This is a genomic window from Sulfitobacter aestuariivivens (assembly GCF_014763045.1).
Classification (GTDB): domain Bacteria; phylum Pseudomonadota; class Alphaproteobacteria; order Rhodobacterales; family Rhodobacteraceae; genus Sulfitobacter; species Sulfitobacter aestuariivivens.
This window is the reverse complement of the sequence record NZ_JACTAG010000002.1, coordinates 268,763-284,211: the sequence shown is the minus strand read 5'-3', so window position 1 is coordinate 284,211 and position 15,449 is coordinate 268,763. Positions and strand designations below refer to the sequence as shown.

The following is a 15,449-nucleotide window of genomic DNA, read 5'->3' as shown; positions in this document are numbered from 1 at the left end:
TCAAATACCTGAACGCGCCGGCACAGCAGGTGCCACGTTTAATCAGGATCGATTGGCGTGCGGTAATTGATCCGACGGACAGACCCGGTTTTGGACCGCATGATGATCGTCTCTGTGGTCATCCAGCCGGGTTCGCGTTTGACACCCGGCACCAGATTGCCGTCTGTCACGCCGGTTGCGGCAAAGATCACGTCTTCGGTGACCATCTCGTCACGGGTGTAGATGCGGTTGAAATCGGTGATGCCGGCCTTTTTTGCGCGTCCGCGTTCGTCATCGTTGCGAAACAGCAGCCGGCCATACATCTGCCCGCCCATGCATTTGAGCGCCGCCGCCGCCAAAACCCCTTCCGGAGCGCCGCCAGACCCCATGTACATGTCGATGCCGGTGCCGGGGTCGGCACAATGCATCACACCTGCCACGTCCCCATCCGTAATCAGCCGGATCGCGGCCCCGGTTTCGCGAACCTGGGCGATCATCTCTTCATGGCGCGGGCGCTCGAGGATGCAGACCGTGATATCAGAGGCGGCACAGCCTTTTCCCTTGGCCAAAGCCCCGACGCGTTGGTCGGGGGACATATCTAGCGTGACAATGTCATCCGCATACCCCGGCCCGATGGCCAGCTTGTCCATGTACACATCCGGCGCATGTAGCATTGACCCGCGGGGGCCCATGGCGATGACCGTCAGTGCGTTCGGCATGTCCTTGGCTGTCAGGGTCGTGCCTTCCAGCGGGTCGAGCGCAATATCAACACCGGGGCCCGCGCCCGTGCCCACTTCTTCACCAATGTAGAGCATCGGGGCTTCGTCCCGCTCCCCTTCGCCGATTACGACGACGCCTGCGATATCGAGCATATTGAGCTGTTCGCGCATTGCGTTGACCGCGGCCTGATCGGCGGCCTTTTCCTGGCCTTTGCCGATCAGCTTGGCCGACGCAAGTGCTGCAGCCTCCGACACACGGGCCAGGCCCAGCGACAACATGCGATCTTGAAATTCGGCGGATTTTGGCATCGGCAGGTCCTTGGCTGACGGGATATGGTCATTCCATCTATCGGCTGGTGTATCCCGTTACAAGCTTGGGTCGGTCCAATGGCCCTTTTCATAGTGCGCGCGCAGGTTTTTGTCACTGAAAGGCGCTTGATCCACGGGACCACGATGACGGAACGTCATCACAAGAACAGCCATCGCATTGTGTCATAGATTAATGACTGCAGCGAGAAACATGGCGTAATGACATGCCGTTACGCAGTCACGACTTGTGTCGAGGCTCTGTCGCGTGGTCTTGTTGGTGCGTGACCGCTGAACCCTAAAGGTGTTGAAGAAAGTGCCAGACAGTTTTCGCCATCGGCTGCGGACGGAGACCCGCGACGATCACGCGCGCGTGGACACGCGATTCTCAAAGCTGGACTTGCAGGCCGCCGATGGGTTCGGTGAATTTCTGTCAGTGCATGGCAGTTGTTTTGGCGTCATGCATGATATTTGCGGCGCGGCCGCACGGTCCGCTGCGCTTTTGGGGGCGCTGACGTCCGCCATCAAACTTGATCTCAAATCACTTGGTTTGCCAGGCCCGGCAGCACCGTCAGAGCCTGTCTTGGGATGTGATCCGATTGCCATCGATTACATGGTTGCGGGGTCCCGGCTGGGCAGCAAAGTCCTGAAACGCAACTGGGCTTTGTCCGCTGACGCGCGGGTCAAGGCGGCAGGGGCGTACTTTGCGCTGACGGACAGCGGCACATTGTGGCGAGAGACCTGCGCCGATCTGGATCGCATCGACCCCGACAGCCCGCGAGCGGATTGGGTGATAGCTGACGTGAGATCGCTCTTTACTCTTTTTGCCACAACACATCATAGTCCTATCCCTGATGGCAGTGAGAGAGCGGTTCTTACATGACTGAAAATGCGACCTCCGGTACTTCGGTGCCGGTTGACCTGTCAAATTGCGAACGCGAACAGATCCACCTTCTGGGCGGTGTGCAGGCCTATGGTTGCCTGCTGTCCACCTCGCTTGATTTCATGATCAACCATGTCTCAGACAATATCGCGACGCTGCTGGGCCCCTCTGTGGAGGATGTGATCGGCACGCGTCTGCAGGATCATCTGCCCGCGCAGACGGTGCATGATCTGCGCACCAAATTGCAGATGCTCAGCACCGGGATCGAGACCGCGCGCCTGTTTGGCTACGACGTGATGCGCGACGGGCGTGCCTTTGACGTTTCGATCCACGTGTCGGGGCAGTCGTTCGTGTACGAGTTCGAGCCCAAGCAAGACACCAATGACCGGGACGAAATGGCGATGGTGCAGCCGCTTCTTGCGCGGGTCAAAGCCGCCAAGTCGGTTGCGGACGCCTGCAAGATGGCGGTGCGCGCGATTCAGGTTCTGTCAGGGTTTGACAGGGTGATGATGTACCGCTTTGCGCCGGATCATTCGGGTGAAGTGATTGCCGAACACGTCGCCCCGGATATGGAGGCGTTTCTGGGCCTTCGGTATCCTGCCAGTGATATCCCGGCGCAGGCGCGCGCGCTTTATATGCGCAGCCCGTTGCGGTTGATTGCCGATGTCGATGGCGATGTGTCCCAGATCGTGCCGCAAGTCAGTCCAGATGGCGATCCGCTGGATCTGTCCTTGGCGATCACGCGGGCCGTTTCACCTATCCACCTCGAATATCTGCGCAACATGGGTGTCAGCGCGTCGATGTCGGTGTCCATTCTGCAGGACGGAAAGTTATGGGGTCTTTTTGCCTGCCACCATCGGTCAGCGCATTATGTAGATTACGAGCGCCGGACCGCTATTGAGCTGTTTTCGCAGTTTTTCTCTTACGAACTGGCCAGTCTGCGCGAGCAGGAAGCCCGGGCCGACGATCGCGCCGCGCGGCAGATGCATGATCAGTTGATGGTGCGCCTGTCAGCAGGGGCCGACCTGATCGAGGGGTTTGATGCCATCGCGGATAATCTGCGGTCTTTGGTGCCCTGTGACGGCATTTGCGTCTATTTTGATGGGCGTTATGCGCAGCTTGGCGACGCGCCAAGCGAGGCGGAATTCCACAAGCTTGTGCGTTTCCTGAACACCACGACGCAGGGCAAACCCTTTGCGACCCACACTCTTGGTGAGGTATGGTCTGACGCCGAAATTCTGCAAGACCGTGTCGCTGGTCTGCTGGCGATACCGATTTCGCGCACGCCACGAGACTACATCGTGTTCACGCGGCGCGAGATCGCCCGATCCGTGCGTTGGGGTGGCAATCCTGAGAAACCGGTCGAGGTCGGGCCGAACGGTGTGCGGCTGACGCCCCGCAAGAGCTTTGATGTCTGGACGGAGATGGTGCGCGGCACGTCCGAGCCCTGGACCGAAGCCGAAGAGCGCGTCGCGGAATCGTTGCGTCTGTCCTTGATCGAGATAGTCCTGAAACTGACGGATGAAGCCAATGCCGCGCGTCAGAAGGCAGCCGACAAGCAGGTGCTCTTGATTGCGGAACTGAACCACCGCGTGCGAAACATTCTGAACCTGATCAAGGGGCTGGTCTCGCAAAGCAAGTCGGGTGCGCCGGATATCGCGACCTATACGATGGTGCTGGATGGGCGCGTGCAGGCGCTTGCCCGCGCCCATGATCAGCTGACCAGTCAGGCCTGGGGACCCAGCCCGCTGCGCACGCTGATCGAGGTCGAAGCCAAAGCGTTTCTGGCTGGGCGTGACGAGCGTCTGCAGGTCACCGGGGACGTGCCGCTTTTGGCACCCGAGGCGTTTTCGACCATGGCGCTTGTGATCCACGAACTGATTACCAATTCTGCAAAATATGGTGCACTGACCGACAAGGCAGGTGTTGTCAGCGTCGATCTGCAGATGCAGCCCGACGGAGCCCTCGAGATCAAGTGGCGCGACAAGGGGGGACCGCCGGTAAAGGCGCCTACCCGGCGCGGGTTTGGCAGCACGATCATTGAAAACACGATCCCCTTCGAGCTGAAGGGCAAGGTTGAAACCCGCTATCTTGTCAGCGGCTTTGAGGCGGATCTGCTGCTGCCCGCGAACGCCGTGGCTGGCACCCAACAGCAAACCGCTGCGGCCGAAGACCCTGCGGCTGACGCGCCGTCCATTCAACCTGTCCCGGCAACCAGTGGCGGCGAATTTCTGGTGCTTGAGGACAACATGATCATCGCGCTGGAGGCAACTGATATCCTTAGCAGTCTTGGGGCGGATCAGGTGCATATGGCCAGCAATTGCGAAGATGCGATTGCGCTGATCGGCGAGCGTTCGATCCGATTTGCATTGTTGGATGTAAACCTTGGTGATCAAACATCGATTTCGGTTGCTGAGGTGTTGGCCGCAAAAGGAATTCCGTTTGTGTTGGCCACGGGCTACGGCGATGCAGATGAGATCACGGGGGGGTATCCGCCATCTGAGGTGATCAAGAAGCCGTTCAGCGCGGATGCTGTGCGGGCGGCGGTGACCAACGCGCTGGCATAGCCCGGCCCGGTTCTATACCGCGCGCCTGCCGTATCGTCGCAGCCGCGCTGCCCACATTGCAAGGACAAGACCCGCAGCGGATGACGCGAGCATCAGCACCAGCAGCATTTGCGCGCCGTTGGTTTCGGTGACAAACATGCCGGTCAGCGCAGTCAATACCGCCCCGCCCGTCACGATCAGCGCGCCGGTCCAGCCAGCAGCGCTGCCTGCGAATTCGGGGCGCACTGACATGGCTCCGGCGTTGCTGCCCGGCATGGTAATGCCGTTCCCCAGCCCCACGAACACAGTGCTGGCGAAAAAGAGCAGTGGATCAGTTGATCCAAGCGCCAAGAGGGCCAATCCGGCAGATAATCCGCTACAGGCGACGACCCGGCCCGCGATCATCATCGTTGTTGGCGCGTAGCGTGGTCCGAACCGACCTGCAATGAAGCCGCCCAGCATAAAGCCGATCGTGATGGACCCGATATAGACGCCAAGCTGTGCTGTAGAGACGCCAAAGTTGGCACGGGCGACAAGCGGCGCGCCGGTCAGAAAGATATAGAACGCCCCCACAGAAAAGGCCCCGCACAACGCATAGGCCCAAAAGAGCGGTTCGCGCAGCAGCACCGTCGCGGGCGCGGACGGGGTTGCCGGGTCAAGGGCCACTTTTTGCTTTGTTTCTCCCAAATCGACCCAGCACAGCGCAAAGAGAAAGAAGCCGGACGCGGCATAAAAGACAAATATCGCGCGCCAGCCAAACGCTGTGTCCAGTACGCCGCCCAGCATGGGCCCCAACATCGGTGCAATGGCCATCGACATGCCGATGTAGCCGATAAGGCCCACGGCCTCTCTTTCGGAGCGGGTATCGCGCACGATGGCCATCGACAACGTGTAGCCTGCCGTCATGCCGCCCTGAAACATGCGAAAGAAGATGAAGGTTTCGATGTCTTGCGCCAGGACACATCCGACAGATGCCACACCGAAAGTCAGTACCGCGATCAGCAGAACCGGGCGCCGTCCGATCCTGTCCGACAGAGGGCCGATGATCAGTTGGATGACCGCAGTGATCGCCAGATATCCTGACACTGACCAACTGACGGTGGCATAGCTTGTCGACAGATCGTCGGCGATATTGGCAAGCGACGGCATGAACATGTTCAGCGACAGGGGTGAAAACCCGGCAAGCAGGATCAGGGTCATCAAATGAGGTGGTGTAATGTGGCGGGGCATGGCGGTTGGGCCTGATGAGGATGAAAAAAGCCCCCGACAGGCATCGGGGCCGCATGTGTTCAGATGTGGAAAACCCTTAGCTGACCCTGCACCTGTGTTGCGCGACAAGGACGATACTCTGTTGCATGCCTCTGTCTCCTGACAGGGATCAGGCTATTCACCGCTTGCACGTTTCACAATACGAAATGTCAGCCACGCACCGCAGTGCTTCAGACCTCTTCGATCCGCAAAGCCACAGGGGCCCCGGCAAGTACGCCTGTGCCGTCCATCGCATCAAGAGCGGCGTCAAGTGCTGCGCGGGTGGTCTTGTGGGTTACGATCAGAACGGGGGCCGAGGGCTCATCGTGCTCGTACTGGCGCATGCGGTAGATGCTGACACCAGCCTCTCCCAGAACCGTGGCGATCTTGGCCAGCGCGCCGGGTTTGTCCACAAGCGCCATGCGCAGGTAGTATGCGGCGGGACGCTGCGACGATGCACGGGTTGACGTTTCCAATGTGCTGGCAGGCTGGCCAAAGACCGGGCCCCGGACGCCCCTGGCGATATCACAGATATCAGCAAGCACCGCAGAGGCGGTCGGGCCTTCACCCGCGCCGGCGCCGCGCAACACGATCTGGCCCACTGCGTCGCCTTCGATGACCACCATGTTGGTGCCGCCCTCAAGCTGGCCCAGGGGCGATGTGTCGGGCACAAGACAAGGCTGCATGCGCTGTTCGAGCCCGCGCCCGGTCTTTTCGGTGACACCCAGAAGTTTGATTTTGTAGCCCATGTCAGCGGCCGCGCGGATGTCATCAATGCTGACGCGTTCGATCCCCTCAAGCTGAATACCATCGAAATCGACGCGCGTGCCAAAGGCGATGCTGCTGAGGATCGCCAGCTTGTGGGCGGCATCAATGCCGCCGACGTCCAGCTGCGGATCCGCCTCGAGATAGCCCAGACCATCGGCTTCGGCGAAAATGTCCTGATAGGTTTTGCCGGAGCTTTCCATCCGCGTCAGGATGTAGTTGCAGGACCCGTTCATGACGCCCATCACGCGGGTGATCTCATTGCCTGCAAGCCCCTCCATCAGGGATTTGATCACCGGGATGCCACCGGCCACGGCGGCCTCGTAACGCAGCGCGACGCCTGTTGCCTCGGCGGCCTCGGCCAATGCCTGACCATGCAGGGCCAGCATTGCCTTGTTGGCCGTCACGACGTGTTTGCCTGCCGCAATCGCCGCCTCTACCGACGCTTTGGCCGGGCCGTCCTCGCCCCCCATCAGTTCGACATAGACATCCACATCGTCCCGTTTTGCCAAGACGACGGGATCGTCCTCCCACGCATATCCGGAAAGCGAAACGCCACGGTCCCGCCCCTTGGAGCGGGCGGACACTGCTGAGATCGTCAGCTTTGCACCTGTGCGGGCCGTCAGAAGGGCCGCCTGCTGGCGCAAAATGCGCACAACGCCAACACCCACGGTGCCAAGACCTGCGATCCCGAGACGGAGAGGCTGAGACATGCGGTGTTCCTTTCGCAAAGCTGTGTTGCATTGCGATGTAGCGGGTTGCACCGACACGCGCAACGCGGGTTTGAATGCCGCCACGCTTTAGGACAACCATGGCGGGGTGAGCGCGGCAAAACGGGGTTGGGAAAGTGACTATTGCAGCCCCTGCGCAAGACGCTGGCGTTCGCGCCCGCTGAGCACTGACCCTCGCAGCCGCGCCGCCCGTGCCTTGAGACGCGCGACGCGGCCCAGCAGACCGGCTTCGGTCCGGGCTGCATCAACGCGCCCGGCGGTGGCCTGCGCCAGCAGCGGCTCTAGCGGGACAAGTGCCGGATAATCGGCGTTTTCCAGTTGCGGCGAAACTGTGCGGTCCAATTCCGGAAACTGGGTGCAGGCGCCCAGGGACAGAAGGCCCATCACAAGGGCAGGGATCACGAAGGCACGGCGCATGACTTCTCTTTGCACCAGCCAGCGGGGGCCGCGCAAGCAGGCTTTGCTTTTGAACGATTGTTCATTAAATGAGAGACATGGCCCGTACCACTGGTTCTCATTCTGACATTACCGGCCCGCGTGTGCGTGAAGCGGCGCTGCGGCTCTTTGCCAAAGGCGGCTATGCGGCGGTCTCAATGCGTGCGATAGCCGCGGATGTGGGCGTGCAGGCCGGTGCGCTTTACAACTATACACCAGACAAGCAGACGTTGCTGTTCGATCTGATGCAGAGCCATATGATGGATCTGCTCGACGCGGTGCCCGATCAGGCGGATGCCCCACCGGAAGAGAGGCTCCGGACTTTTGTAGAGTTCCATCTTAGCTTTCATGCCGACCGGCCCGATGCGGTGTTTATTGCCTATATGGAACTGCGCAATCTTGCGCCGGACAACTTTGCCCGGATCGAGGCGTTGCGGCGCGATTACGAGGACCGTCTGGAAGCCATCCTGCGCGATGGGCAGAAAGCGGGCGTTTTCGAGGTGGCCGATACAAAGATCGTCACTTTGGCGATCATTGCGATGCTGACCGGCGTAAACACATGGTTTCGCAGCGGCGGGCGCCTGTCGCTTGATGAAGTGAGCCGGCAATATTGGGACATGGTGCGCAAGGCCGTCGCCGCGTGATCCAAATGCCGCGCCTTGCGGCGCGATTTTCATTCCAGGCGCGTGGATCGGACCTGAGCCCCCTTTTTGCACCGAAACCTTCGAGGCAGGGGGCTATGCGTTTTCGCGCAAGGCGGCTTGAGAAAATTGTCGGATCCTCAAGCCCCTTGGTCGCAACGTTTGGCCTGTTCGGGCTTAGATCTCTGCCTTGTCGGATCAATGCACCGGCGCGATGAAGGTGCCGTTGCGCAGATCAGCGAATGCCTTTTCCAGCTCCGCGCGCGTGTTCATCACGATCGGTCCATGCCAGGCCACCGGTTCCTCAATGGGGGCGCCGGAAATCAGAAGGAAACGAATGCCTTCCGGGCCCGCTTGCACCGTGACCTCGTCGCCGGTGCCAAACCGGATGAGCGTCCGGTCGCCGGACAGATCGCGGATATTGACCTCTTGTCCCGCGACTTCTTTTTCCAGCAGCACACCGGACGGGGCGGAGGCATCGGCGAAAGCACCGGCACCATCAAAAACATAGGCAAATGCGCGGCGGTACGTATCGATCCGGAAGGTCTTTTTCACACCGGCCGGGACAAAAACATCCAGATATTGCGGATCTGCGGCAATGCCGTCCACTGGGCCCGTCTGGCCCCAGAAACTGCCGGTAATTACTTTAACGCGGGTGCCGTCATCGTCCGTCACCACCGGAATATCAGCCGCCGTGACATCCTGATAGCGCGGGGCGGTCATCTTTTGATCGGCTGGCAGATTACCCCACAGCTGAAATCCATGCATCTGGCCGCGTGCGTTTCCGTGTGGCATTTCCTGATGCAGGATGCCCGAACCTGCGGTCATCCATTGCACATCGCCTGCACCCAGCGTGCCAACATTGCCGAGGCTGTCGCCATGTTCAACCGTACCCTCCAGGACGTAGGTGATTGTTTCGATCCCGCGGTGCGGATGCCAGGGAAATCCCTTCTCGAAATCCTCGGGACGTTCATTGCGGAAGTCGTCGAAAAGCAGAAAGGGGTCCAGTTCACTTGGATCCTGAAAGCCAAAGGCACGGTGCAGTTTCACGCCCGCGCCTTCCATCGTCGGAATGGCGCGGCGGGTTTCTAAAGTCGGTCTGAGGGACATTTTGGTCTCCTATATCTGCGTTGGACCAGAGATATGCAGGTCGGACCGTGCGTACAATCATCGGGGGTGACAGAGGTGGTGTGCATAGACGCACATATCGGTGCGGAAGGGGCCGCCTGGAAAGAGGGTACCAATCAAAGATCATATCGCAGGGCTGAAAAGTCAGGATGCTGCGGACGCCAGCCTAAATCGGGCAAAAGGCGGCTTTCCATCTGCTGGTCCAGCATCGGGCCCTCTGCCCAGGCTCCGTGACGGGCAAGGACCCATTTGCGTGGCAGGATTGCGGGCCGGGTCCTGATCTGCGCCTGTTGGGCCAGAACGCGGGCAATTTCACCCACTTCGATGCCTGTTTCGGCGACGACATTGAAAGGGCCGTTGGCATCCATCTGCTTTGCAAGCACCAGATAGGCGGCTGCGGCATCGTCGCGGTGAACCAACGGCCAGCGGGTGCGGTCATTTCCCCAGATCGGGGCAGGACGGCCCGCGCGCAGCGCGGTCAGCATGCGCGAAAAAACCCCGCCGGCTTGGTGATAGACCATTGCCGGATGCAAAACCGCGGTTGAGAGATTTGGAACGCTCTTTAAGGTCTCGATCGAATCTGCTGCCCAATCGAAGGCAGAGATTGGATTGAGCGGCGATGACTCTCGCGCGACCGCGTTTCCGGTCTGGCCATACAGCCAGCAACCGCCGGTGTAGAGCACCCGAAGGGGTGTCGTGCGGCCAGCAACATGTGCCGCCAGGCTTGCGAGAAGGCGCGGTTCTGTTTCTGCCATCGTGTCATCGAAGGAGGATGCCAGATGAATGAAGGCATCGGCCGCTGCGGCGTTGGTCATCCAGTTGTTGGGATCACCGATATCACCAAACAGCGCTGTGGCCCCTTGTGTCGTGACCGTTTCAGCGGCCGTGTCGCTGCGCACCAGTGCCGTAACGCGATGGTTGGCCGCAATCGCTTGCGCCAGTACCGCGTTGCCGATGGTGCCGGTGCCCCCTGTAAGAAAGATGTGCATGATGGTGCCTTTGTTTGGGCCTGCACAGCCTGATGTATCAAGCGCCGTTTCGGTCAGGTCTTCTTTGGACTCCACCAGTCAGCGGGTTTTCTGCGCTGCCCTCGATTCCGATCAAGCCAGAGTGCCAGCTTGCGCCAGGGCGAAAGCGCGAGGCGCAGCCACAGACGATGCTGCCATTTGGCAAAATCGCGATTGAAAGGGCATACCCGCATGCAGATCGCGCAGTCAGATGACAGCTTGGCCCAGAAACCGAAGCATTTTTCGGCATCTGACGTCCACTTGCGAACCCCTTTGATGGCGGAGGGCGCATCTGTTGTCTCGGGCGGGCCATAGGGCAAGGCCTTGACCGGGCAGGCATCGGCGCATTTGGTGCAGATGTCGCAAAAGGCGCGCACGCCCAGCGGTTCGGGTGTGTCATGGGTGAGTGGCAGGTTGGTGAAGATTTTGGAAAACCGCAAGCGGGGTCCGAATTCAGGCGTGATCACCATCTGGTTTCGGGCATATTCGCCCAAGCCCGCCTTGATGGCATAGGGTATCACGAGGCCGGTATCGTTCATGCTTGCTGTCGCCTCGTAACCCAGATTACGGATGTAGGCGGCAAGCTGCATCACCACGGCCGCCTCGTGGCTGTATTCACGGCCTGTTGCGGCCCCTGCCAACGCTGAGGGATAGGTCGCGACCAGTTCTTCCTCCATCTGATGGCCCATCACGATGACACTTGTCATGCCGTCCGGCAGATCGTTGGGAGCCTCTGCGTAGTCCCGGGTGTCTACGCGGGTGGCATAGAGCCAGCGATCATCCATATCGGTGATGCCGCAAAGATCAGCGCCAAAGAACTTGGCGATCCGCTTGATCTCGGACGCCATCCGCGACGGATCCTCTACTGCGTGCTGCATGGGGGCGACGGGCGTGTCGTTGACGATTGGGGCCTGAAAGCCTTCCCGCATGCCGCTGTCACCGCCGCGGTCTGAAATCAGATCAGAGATAAGCCAGCTGGCATTGCGCAGGGCAAAATCGCGTTGGGTAAATCCATCGCCACGACGTGGTGTCGCCTCCATGCGGTACGAGGCAAAGAAAGCGTCCGTCTGTTTAGAGCGGACGGTTGGGTCCCAGAAGGCACGGGTAAAGATGTCATTGCGCTGGGTGAACCGTTCGAATTCGGGCGTGACCTCAATCCCTGCGGCAGCATCTCCATCACGGTTTGGGGGATGATTTGACGGGTAAGACATGGCGCTACGATGGGTGGCGTGGGTTGGATTGTCAAAGGGCTTGAGGTTCTGCCTGCTGTGCCAGATGGGGGCAGGTCCCAAGCTGCGGGAGCGGCGCAAGGAGCGATCTAGTGTCGCACTGCGATGACAGGATGGGAAATGGCTCTATCTAAGGATCAGACGTAATTCTGAGGTCGCAATGGACACGCTTATCCTGTCGCGGATGCAATTTGCCGCGAACATCTCGTTTCACATCCTGTTCCCGACGATCACCATCGCGTTAGGGTGGATCCTGCTGTTCTTCAAGCTGCGGTTCAATGCGACAGGCGAAGAGCGCTGGATGGCCGCCTACCGGTTCTGGGTCAAGATTTTTGCCCTGTCGTTTGCGCTGGGCGTTGTGTCGGGGATCACGATGTCGTTCCAGTTCGGCACGAACTGGCCGGGCTTCATGGAAACGGTGGGCAACATCGCAGGCCCGCTGCTGGCCTATGAGATCATGACGGCCTTCTTTCTTGAGGCGGTGTTTCTGGGCATCATGCTGTTTGGTTTCAGTCGCGTGCCCAATTGGCTGCACACGACGGCGACCTTCCTTGTTGCCTTTGGCACGCTGATGTCGGCGTTCTGGATTATTGTACTGAACTCATGGATGCACACGCCGCAAGGCTTTGAAATGATCGATGGCGTGGCCCATGCGACAGATTGGTCCGCGATCATCTTCAACCCGTCAATGCCCTACCGCTTTGTGCATATGGTTCTGGCAAGCTTTCTGACGGCAAGTTTCCTGATCGCAGGGATCAGCGCCTTCCGGCTGCTTATCGGAGGCGAGAAGGATGGGGTGCGCACGGCATTGAAAACGGGCGTCACGGTCGCCGCGCTGCTGATCCCCGTGCAGATTTTCGTGGGCGACATGCACGGTCTTAACACCAAGGAATACCAGCCCGCCAAGGTGGCGGCGATGGAAGGACACTGGGAAACCGGGGGCAATGTGCCGCTGATCCTGTTTGCGATCCCTGATCAGGAGGCGCGGACCAATCACTATGAGGTCGGCATTCCGAACCTTGCCTCTTTCATCCTGACCCACACGTGGGATGGTGAGTTGCAGGGGTTGAATGATTTTGTGGCTGAGGATGGCACAGAGCTGCATCCGCGTGTCGCACCGGTGTTCTGGTCATTCCGGGTGATGGTGGGCACCGGGTTGCTGATGCTTCTGGTCAGTTGGGCGGCGGCGGCCCTGATGATGCGCAGACGGCGTGGCGTTGACGGGTTGAACCGCCCTATACTCTACGCGCTGGTGGGCATGAGCTTTAGTGGCTGGCTGGCCACGCTGGCCGGGTGGTACACCACCGAAATCGGGCGCCAGCCGTGGTTGGTGCAAGGGGTCATGACGACCAAGCAGGCCGTGGCAGATGTACCATCGCCAATGGTGCTGTCGACGCTGATTGCCTATCTGGTGGTCTATGCCTTGTTGTTGGGGGCTTATATATTCGTGATCTTCTCGCTCGCACGCCGGGCGTCGCGCGGCCAAAGCATCGGCACGCGGGTCGCACCGGAGCCGGACAAGTCACCGGCCACAGTGGCGGCGGAGTAGGGGCATGATTGATTTCTCTGATCCAGCCCAGTGGCTTCCCTTTACCTTCGCCGGTCTCATGGGGCTGTCCATTCTGATTTATGTCGTATTGGACGGATTTGATCTAGGTGTCGGCGTGCTTTTTCCCTTTGCCAACGAAGAGGAAAAAGACCGCATGATTGCCTCGATCGGGCCATTTTGGGATGCCAACGAGACCTGGCTTGTTCTGGCTGTCGGGCTGCTGCTGGTCGCTTTTCCGGCAGCACACGGTGACATCCTGACGGCGCTTTATCTGCCGGTTGCGGTCATGCTGATCGGCCTGATCCTGCGCGGTGTCGCCTTCGAGTTTCGCGCCAAGGCACCTGCGCCGCAGAAAGACCTGTGGAACTTTCTGTTTTTCATTGGGTCGCTTGTGACGTCGCTGAGCCAGGGTTTCATGCTGGGCATGTACATCATGGGGCTGGACTGGACTTGGGCGCATGCTGGTTTTGCCGTACTTACCGCTGTCTTTCTGACGGTGGGGTATAGTTTCATCGGGGCGACGTGGGTGATCCACAAAGCGCAAACAACATTGCAGCGCAAGGCGGTCGGTTGGGCGCAGGGCGGGATCTGGGGGTTGGTCCTTGGGATCGGTGCGATTTCGCTTGCGACACCTCTGGTCAGCGACCGGATTTTTGAGAAATGGTTCAGCTTTCCGTCCTTATTGTATCTCGCCCCCTTGCCGCTGGTGTCGGCGGTGCTGGTGATCTGGCTGTGGAAAATGCTGCGCGCGATGCCCTATTCCGAAGACCGTCTGTCATGGAAACCCTTTGCGGTTGCCTCGGCCCTCTGGATGCTGGCGTTCTGCGGCATGGCTTACAGCTTTTATCCCTACATCGTGCCGGAAAAGCTGACGATCTACGAATCTGCAAGTGCGCCGGAAAGCCTGATGATCATCCTGATCGGCACGTGTTTCGTTCTGCCGACCATCATTGGATACACTATTCTGGCCTATACGGTCTTTCGCGGAAAAGCGGTCGAGCTGCGCTACGACTGATCGGCGGGTCGCAGGGCCTGCCGTCCAGCCCGTCCGGCCTATCTGGACACTGCGGCCCAACGCGCCAACGGGTGTGCCGTAACTCCGTGAAACAAGATCGATAGCCCCACGGTCATCGACACGCAGGCCAGCAGCTCGGCCTCGCCGGGCAGGTCGAATTCATCGGTGATGATCAGCGTGAAGAGGATACTGGCCAACCCCCGCGGCCCGGCCCATCCCAGAAACAGCCGTTCTCGGGGGTGGGTGTCAGATCCTAAAAGCGAGAGATAGATGGGCACGATCCGCACGATCGTGAGAAAAAGAACCGCCAGCAGAAAGACCGGTGCGGTCACGTGGTCAAAGGCCTGCGGTAAAAGTACAGCGCCAAAGATCACGAAAGCCGACATCGTCAGCAGAATGCCAATGTCGTCCATGAAATCTGCAACAAACCCCATGTCATCGGCAAAGAGATTGCCAAACGTCATGCCAGCGACAAAGGCCGCGATAAACCCGTTACCGCCCAGTGTCTCGGAAAGAAGATAGGCGCCAAAAGCGGTGCTTAGAAAGACGATCCCGCCTGCTGCCTTGCGCGCAAACCCGCGGGTTTGTGCCGCATCGCTGAGGCGCGCCATCCCTGCGCCGACCACGCCACCGATGACCGGGGCCAAAACCACCTGCCACAACGATTGAATGGCCAGACCATCCGTGCCCTCATGCCCAGATGTGGAGGATACAAGCAGCGCGCCAAGCAGCACAAACGGCAATACCAGCCCGTCATTGAGGCCGCTTTCGACCACGATGGTCTGGCGCAGCGCAACCGGCAAGTCATCATTTTCGACCACGGATTGCGCAAGGGCGGCATCTGTTGGGGTCAGCACTGCTGCGGTCAGGACGGCCATTGCAATTCCGGCACCGGGGGCCACCAGATAAGCGACCAGCGTGCCAAGACCCACTGTGAGCGGCAAACCGATTATCAGCATGCGTGCCGGTTTTTGCCACATGTGCCGGAACCGGGAGAACCGGATATGGCTGGCGTCGGCAAACAGCACGACGATCAGCGTGATCTCGGCCAACAGCCGCGTTGCTGCACTGAGTTGATGCGGCTGGGCAAGGTCATTGATCGGCGTTGCCAGCAACAACCCAAGTGCTGCAAAGATCATCGGCAGTGTCAGGGGTGTGCGGTCAATCAACCTGCCAGCAAGCGCTGTTGCCGCGAAGGCTGCCAAGAGGATCAGCAATAAAATTGAATGGTGCATCTGATGGCCCACAGGCTGGCGTTTCGGGGACTA

13 protein-coding genes are annotated in these 15,449 nt (G+C 59.8%); 5 read left to right on the top strand and 8 right to left on the bottom strand.

The features are described 5' to 3' along the window. Positions 1–38 precede the first annotated feature (38 nt). Positions 39–1,007 carry a class II fructose-bisphosphatase gene (glpX, locus tag H9Q16_RS11180; RefSeq protein WP_191075513.1) on the bottom strand — a complete coding sequence of 323 codons (969 nt, stop codon included), beginning with the start codon at positions 1,005–1,007 and terminating at the stop codon, positions 39–41. Between the two features lie 313 nt (positions 1,008–1,320). Here glpX and H9Q16_RS11175 point away from each other — a divergent pair, with 313 nt between their 5' ends. Together H9Q16_RS11175 and H9Q16_RS11170 are read left to right on the top strand one after the other, a co-directional pair. Next, complete coding sequence (locus H9Q16_RS11175; RefSeq protein WP_191075512.1) at positions 1,321–1,887, top strand: biliverdin-producing heme oxygenase; 567 nt, start codon at positions 1,321–1,323, stop codon at positions 1,885–1,887. Next, positions 1,884–4,454 (top strand): HWE histidine kinase domain-containing protein, encoded by a 2,571-nt coding sequence (locus H9Q16_RS11170; protein ID WP_191075511.1) that lies wholly within the window; start codon positions 1,884–1,886, stop codon positions 4,452–4,454. The genes H9Q16_RS11175 and H9Q16_RS11170 overlap by 4 nt, the downstream gene beginning before the upstream one ends. 12 nt (positions 4,455–4,466) lie before the next feature. On the opposite strand, the gene H9Q16_RS11165 is transcribed toward H9Q16_RS11170, so the two are convergent. From H9Q16_RS11165 to H9Q16_RS11155, 3 genes are all read right to left on the bottom strand, one after another. Continuing rightward, positions 4,467–5,633 (bottom strand): multidrug effflux MFS transporter, encoded by a 1,167-nt coding sequence (locus H9Q16_RS11165; RefSeq protein ID WP_343067835.1) that lies wholly within the window; start codon positions 5,631–5,633, stop codon positions 4,467–4,469. 239 nt (positions 5,634–5,872) lie between these two features. Next, a complete protein-coding gene (locus tag H9Q16_RS11160; RefSeq protein ID WP_191075509.1) occupies positions 5,873–7,159 on the bottom strand; it encodes a homoserine dehydrogenase in 1,287 nt (428 codons plus the stop codon). A 138-nt stretch (positions 7,160–7,297) separates the two neighbouring features. Then, on the bottom strand, positions 7,298–7,594 hold the full coding sequence (locus H9Q16_RS11155) for a P-loop NTPase family protein (RefSeq protein ID WP_191075508.1): 297 nt from the start codon (positions 7,592–7,594) through the stop codon (positions 7,298–7,300). 77 nt (positions 7,595–7,671) lie between these two features. Here H9Q16_RS11155 and H9Q16_RS11150 point away from each other — a divergent pair, with 77 nt between their 5' ends. Beyond that, entirely contained in the window at positions 7,672–8,256 is a 585-nt protein-coding gene (locus tag H9Q16_RS11150; protein ID WP_191075507.1) for a TetR/AcrR family transcriptional regulator, read from the top strand. A gap of 195 nt (positions 8,257–8,451) precedes the next feature. Here H9Q16_RS11150 and H9Q16_RS11145 read toward each other — a convergent pair whose 3' ends face one another. The 3 genes from H9Q16_RS11145 to H9Q16_RS11135 all read right to left on the bottom strand — a co-directional run bounded on the left by H9Q16_RS11145 (position 8,452) and on the right by H9Q16_RS11135 (position 11,599). Beyond that, a complete protein-coding gene (locus tag H9Q16_RS11145) occupies positions 8,452–9,363 on the bottom strand; it encodes a pirin family protein (RefSeq protein WP_191075506.1) in 912 nt (303 codons plus the stop codon). 134 nt (positions 9,364–9,497) lie between these two features. Then, entirely contained in the window at positions 9,498–10,370 is an 873-nt protein-coding gene (locus H9Q16_RS11140) for an NAD-dependent epimerase/dehydratase family protein (RefSeq protein WP_191075505.1), read from the bottom strand. Positions 10,371–10,423: 53 nt separating this feature from the next. Further along, positions 10,424–11,599 carry a reductive dehalogenase gene (locus H9Q16_RS11135; protein ID WP_191075504.1) on the bottom strand — a complete coding sequence of 392 codons (1,176 nt, stop codon included), beginning with the start codon at positions 11,597–11,599 and terminating at the stop codon, positions 10,424–10,426. A 178-nt stretch (positions 11,600–11,777) separates the two neighbouring features. Between H9Q16_RS11135 and H9Q16_RS11130 the strand changes: the two genes are divergently transcribed. Both H9Q16_RS11130 and H9Q16_RS11125 read left to right on the top strand, forming a co-directional pair. Continuing rightward, entirely contained in the window at positions 11,778–13,166 is a 1,389-nt protein-coding gene (locus H9Q16_RS11130; RefSeq protein ID WP_191075503.1) for a cytochrome ubiquinol oxidase subunit I, read from the top strand. A 4-nt stretch (positions 13,167–13,170) separates the two neighbouring features. Continuing rightward, on the top strand, positions 13,171–14,181 hold the full coding sequence (locus tag H9Q16_RS11125; RefSeq protein ID WP_191075502.1) for a cytochrome d ubiquinol oxidase subunit II: 1,011 nt from the start codon (positions 13,171–13,173) through the stop codon (positions 14,179–14,181). A 38-nt stretch (positions 14,182–14,219) separates the two neighbouring features. On the opposite strand, the gene H9Q16_RS11120 is transcribed toward H9Q16_RS11125, so the two are convergent. After that, positions 14,220–15,416 (bottom strand): cation:proton antiporter, encoded by a 1,197-nt coding sequence (locus tag H9Q16_RS11120; protein WP_191075501.1) that lies wholly within the window; start codon positions 15,414–15,416, stop codon positions 14,220–14,222. Positions 15,417–15,449: the final 33 nt, after the last annotated feature.

Coding starts and splice junctions, on each gene's coding strand:
- glpX (WP_191075513.1), bottom strand. CDS start 1,007: ATGCCAAAATCCGCCGAATTTCAAGATCGCATGTTGTCGCTGGGCCTG.
- H9Q16_RS11170 (WP_191075511.1), top strand. CDS start 1,884: ATGACTGAAAATGCGACCTCCGGTACTTCGGTGCCGGTTGACCTGTCA.
- H9Q16_RS11165 (WP_343067835.1), bottom strand. CDS start 5,633: ATGACCCTGATCCTGCTTGCCGGGTTTTCACCCCTGTCGCTGAACATG.
- H9Q16_RS11160 (WP_191075509.1), bottom strand. CDS start 7,159: ATGTCTCAGCCTCTCCGTCTCGGGATCGCAGGTCTTGGCACCGTGGGT.
- H9Q16_RS11155 (WP_191075508.1), bottom strand. CDS start 7,594: ATGCGCCGTGCCTTCGTGATCCCTGCCCTTGTGATGGGCCTTCTGTCC.
- H9Q16_RS11150 (WP_191075507.1), top strand. CDS start 7,672: ATGGCCCGTACCACTGGTTCTCATTCTGACATTACCGGCCCGCGTGTG.
- H9Q16_RS11145 (WP_191075506.1), bottom strand. CDS start 9,363: ATGTCCCTCAGACCGACTTTAGAAACCCGCCGCGCCATTCCGACGATG.
- H9Q16_RS11140 (WP_191075505.1), bottom strand. CDS start 10,370: ATGCACATCTTTCTTACAGGGGGCACCGGCACCATCGGCAACGCGGTA.
- H9Q16_RS11135 (WP_191075504.1), bottom strand. CDS start 11,599: ATGTCTTACCCGTCAAATCATCCCCCAAACCGTGATGGAGATGCTGCC.
- H9Q16_RS11130 (WP_191075503.1), top strand. CDS start 11,778: ATGGACACGCTTATCCTGTCGCGGATGCAATTTGCCGCGAACATCTCG.
- H9Q16_RS11125 (WP_191075502.1), top strand. CDS start 13,171: ATGATTGATTTCTCTGATCCAGCCCAGTGGCTTCCCTTTACCTTCGCC.
- H9Q16_RS11120 (WP_191075501.1), bottom strand. CDS start 15,416: ATGCACCATTCAATTTTATTGCTGATCCTCTTGGCAGCCTTCGCGGCA.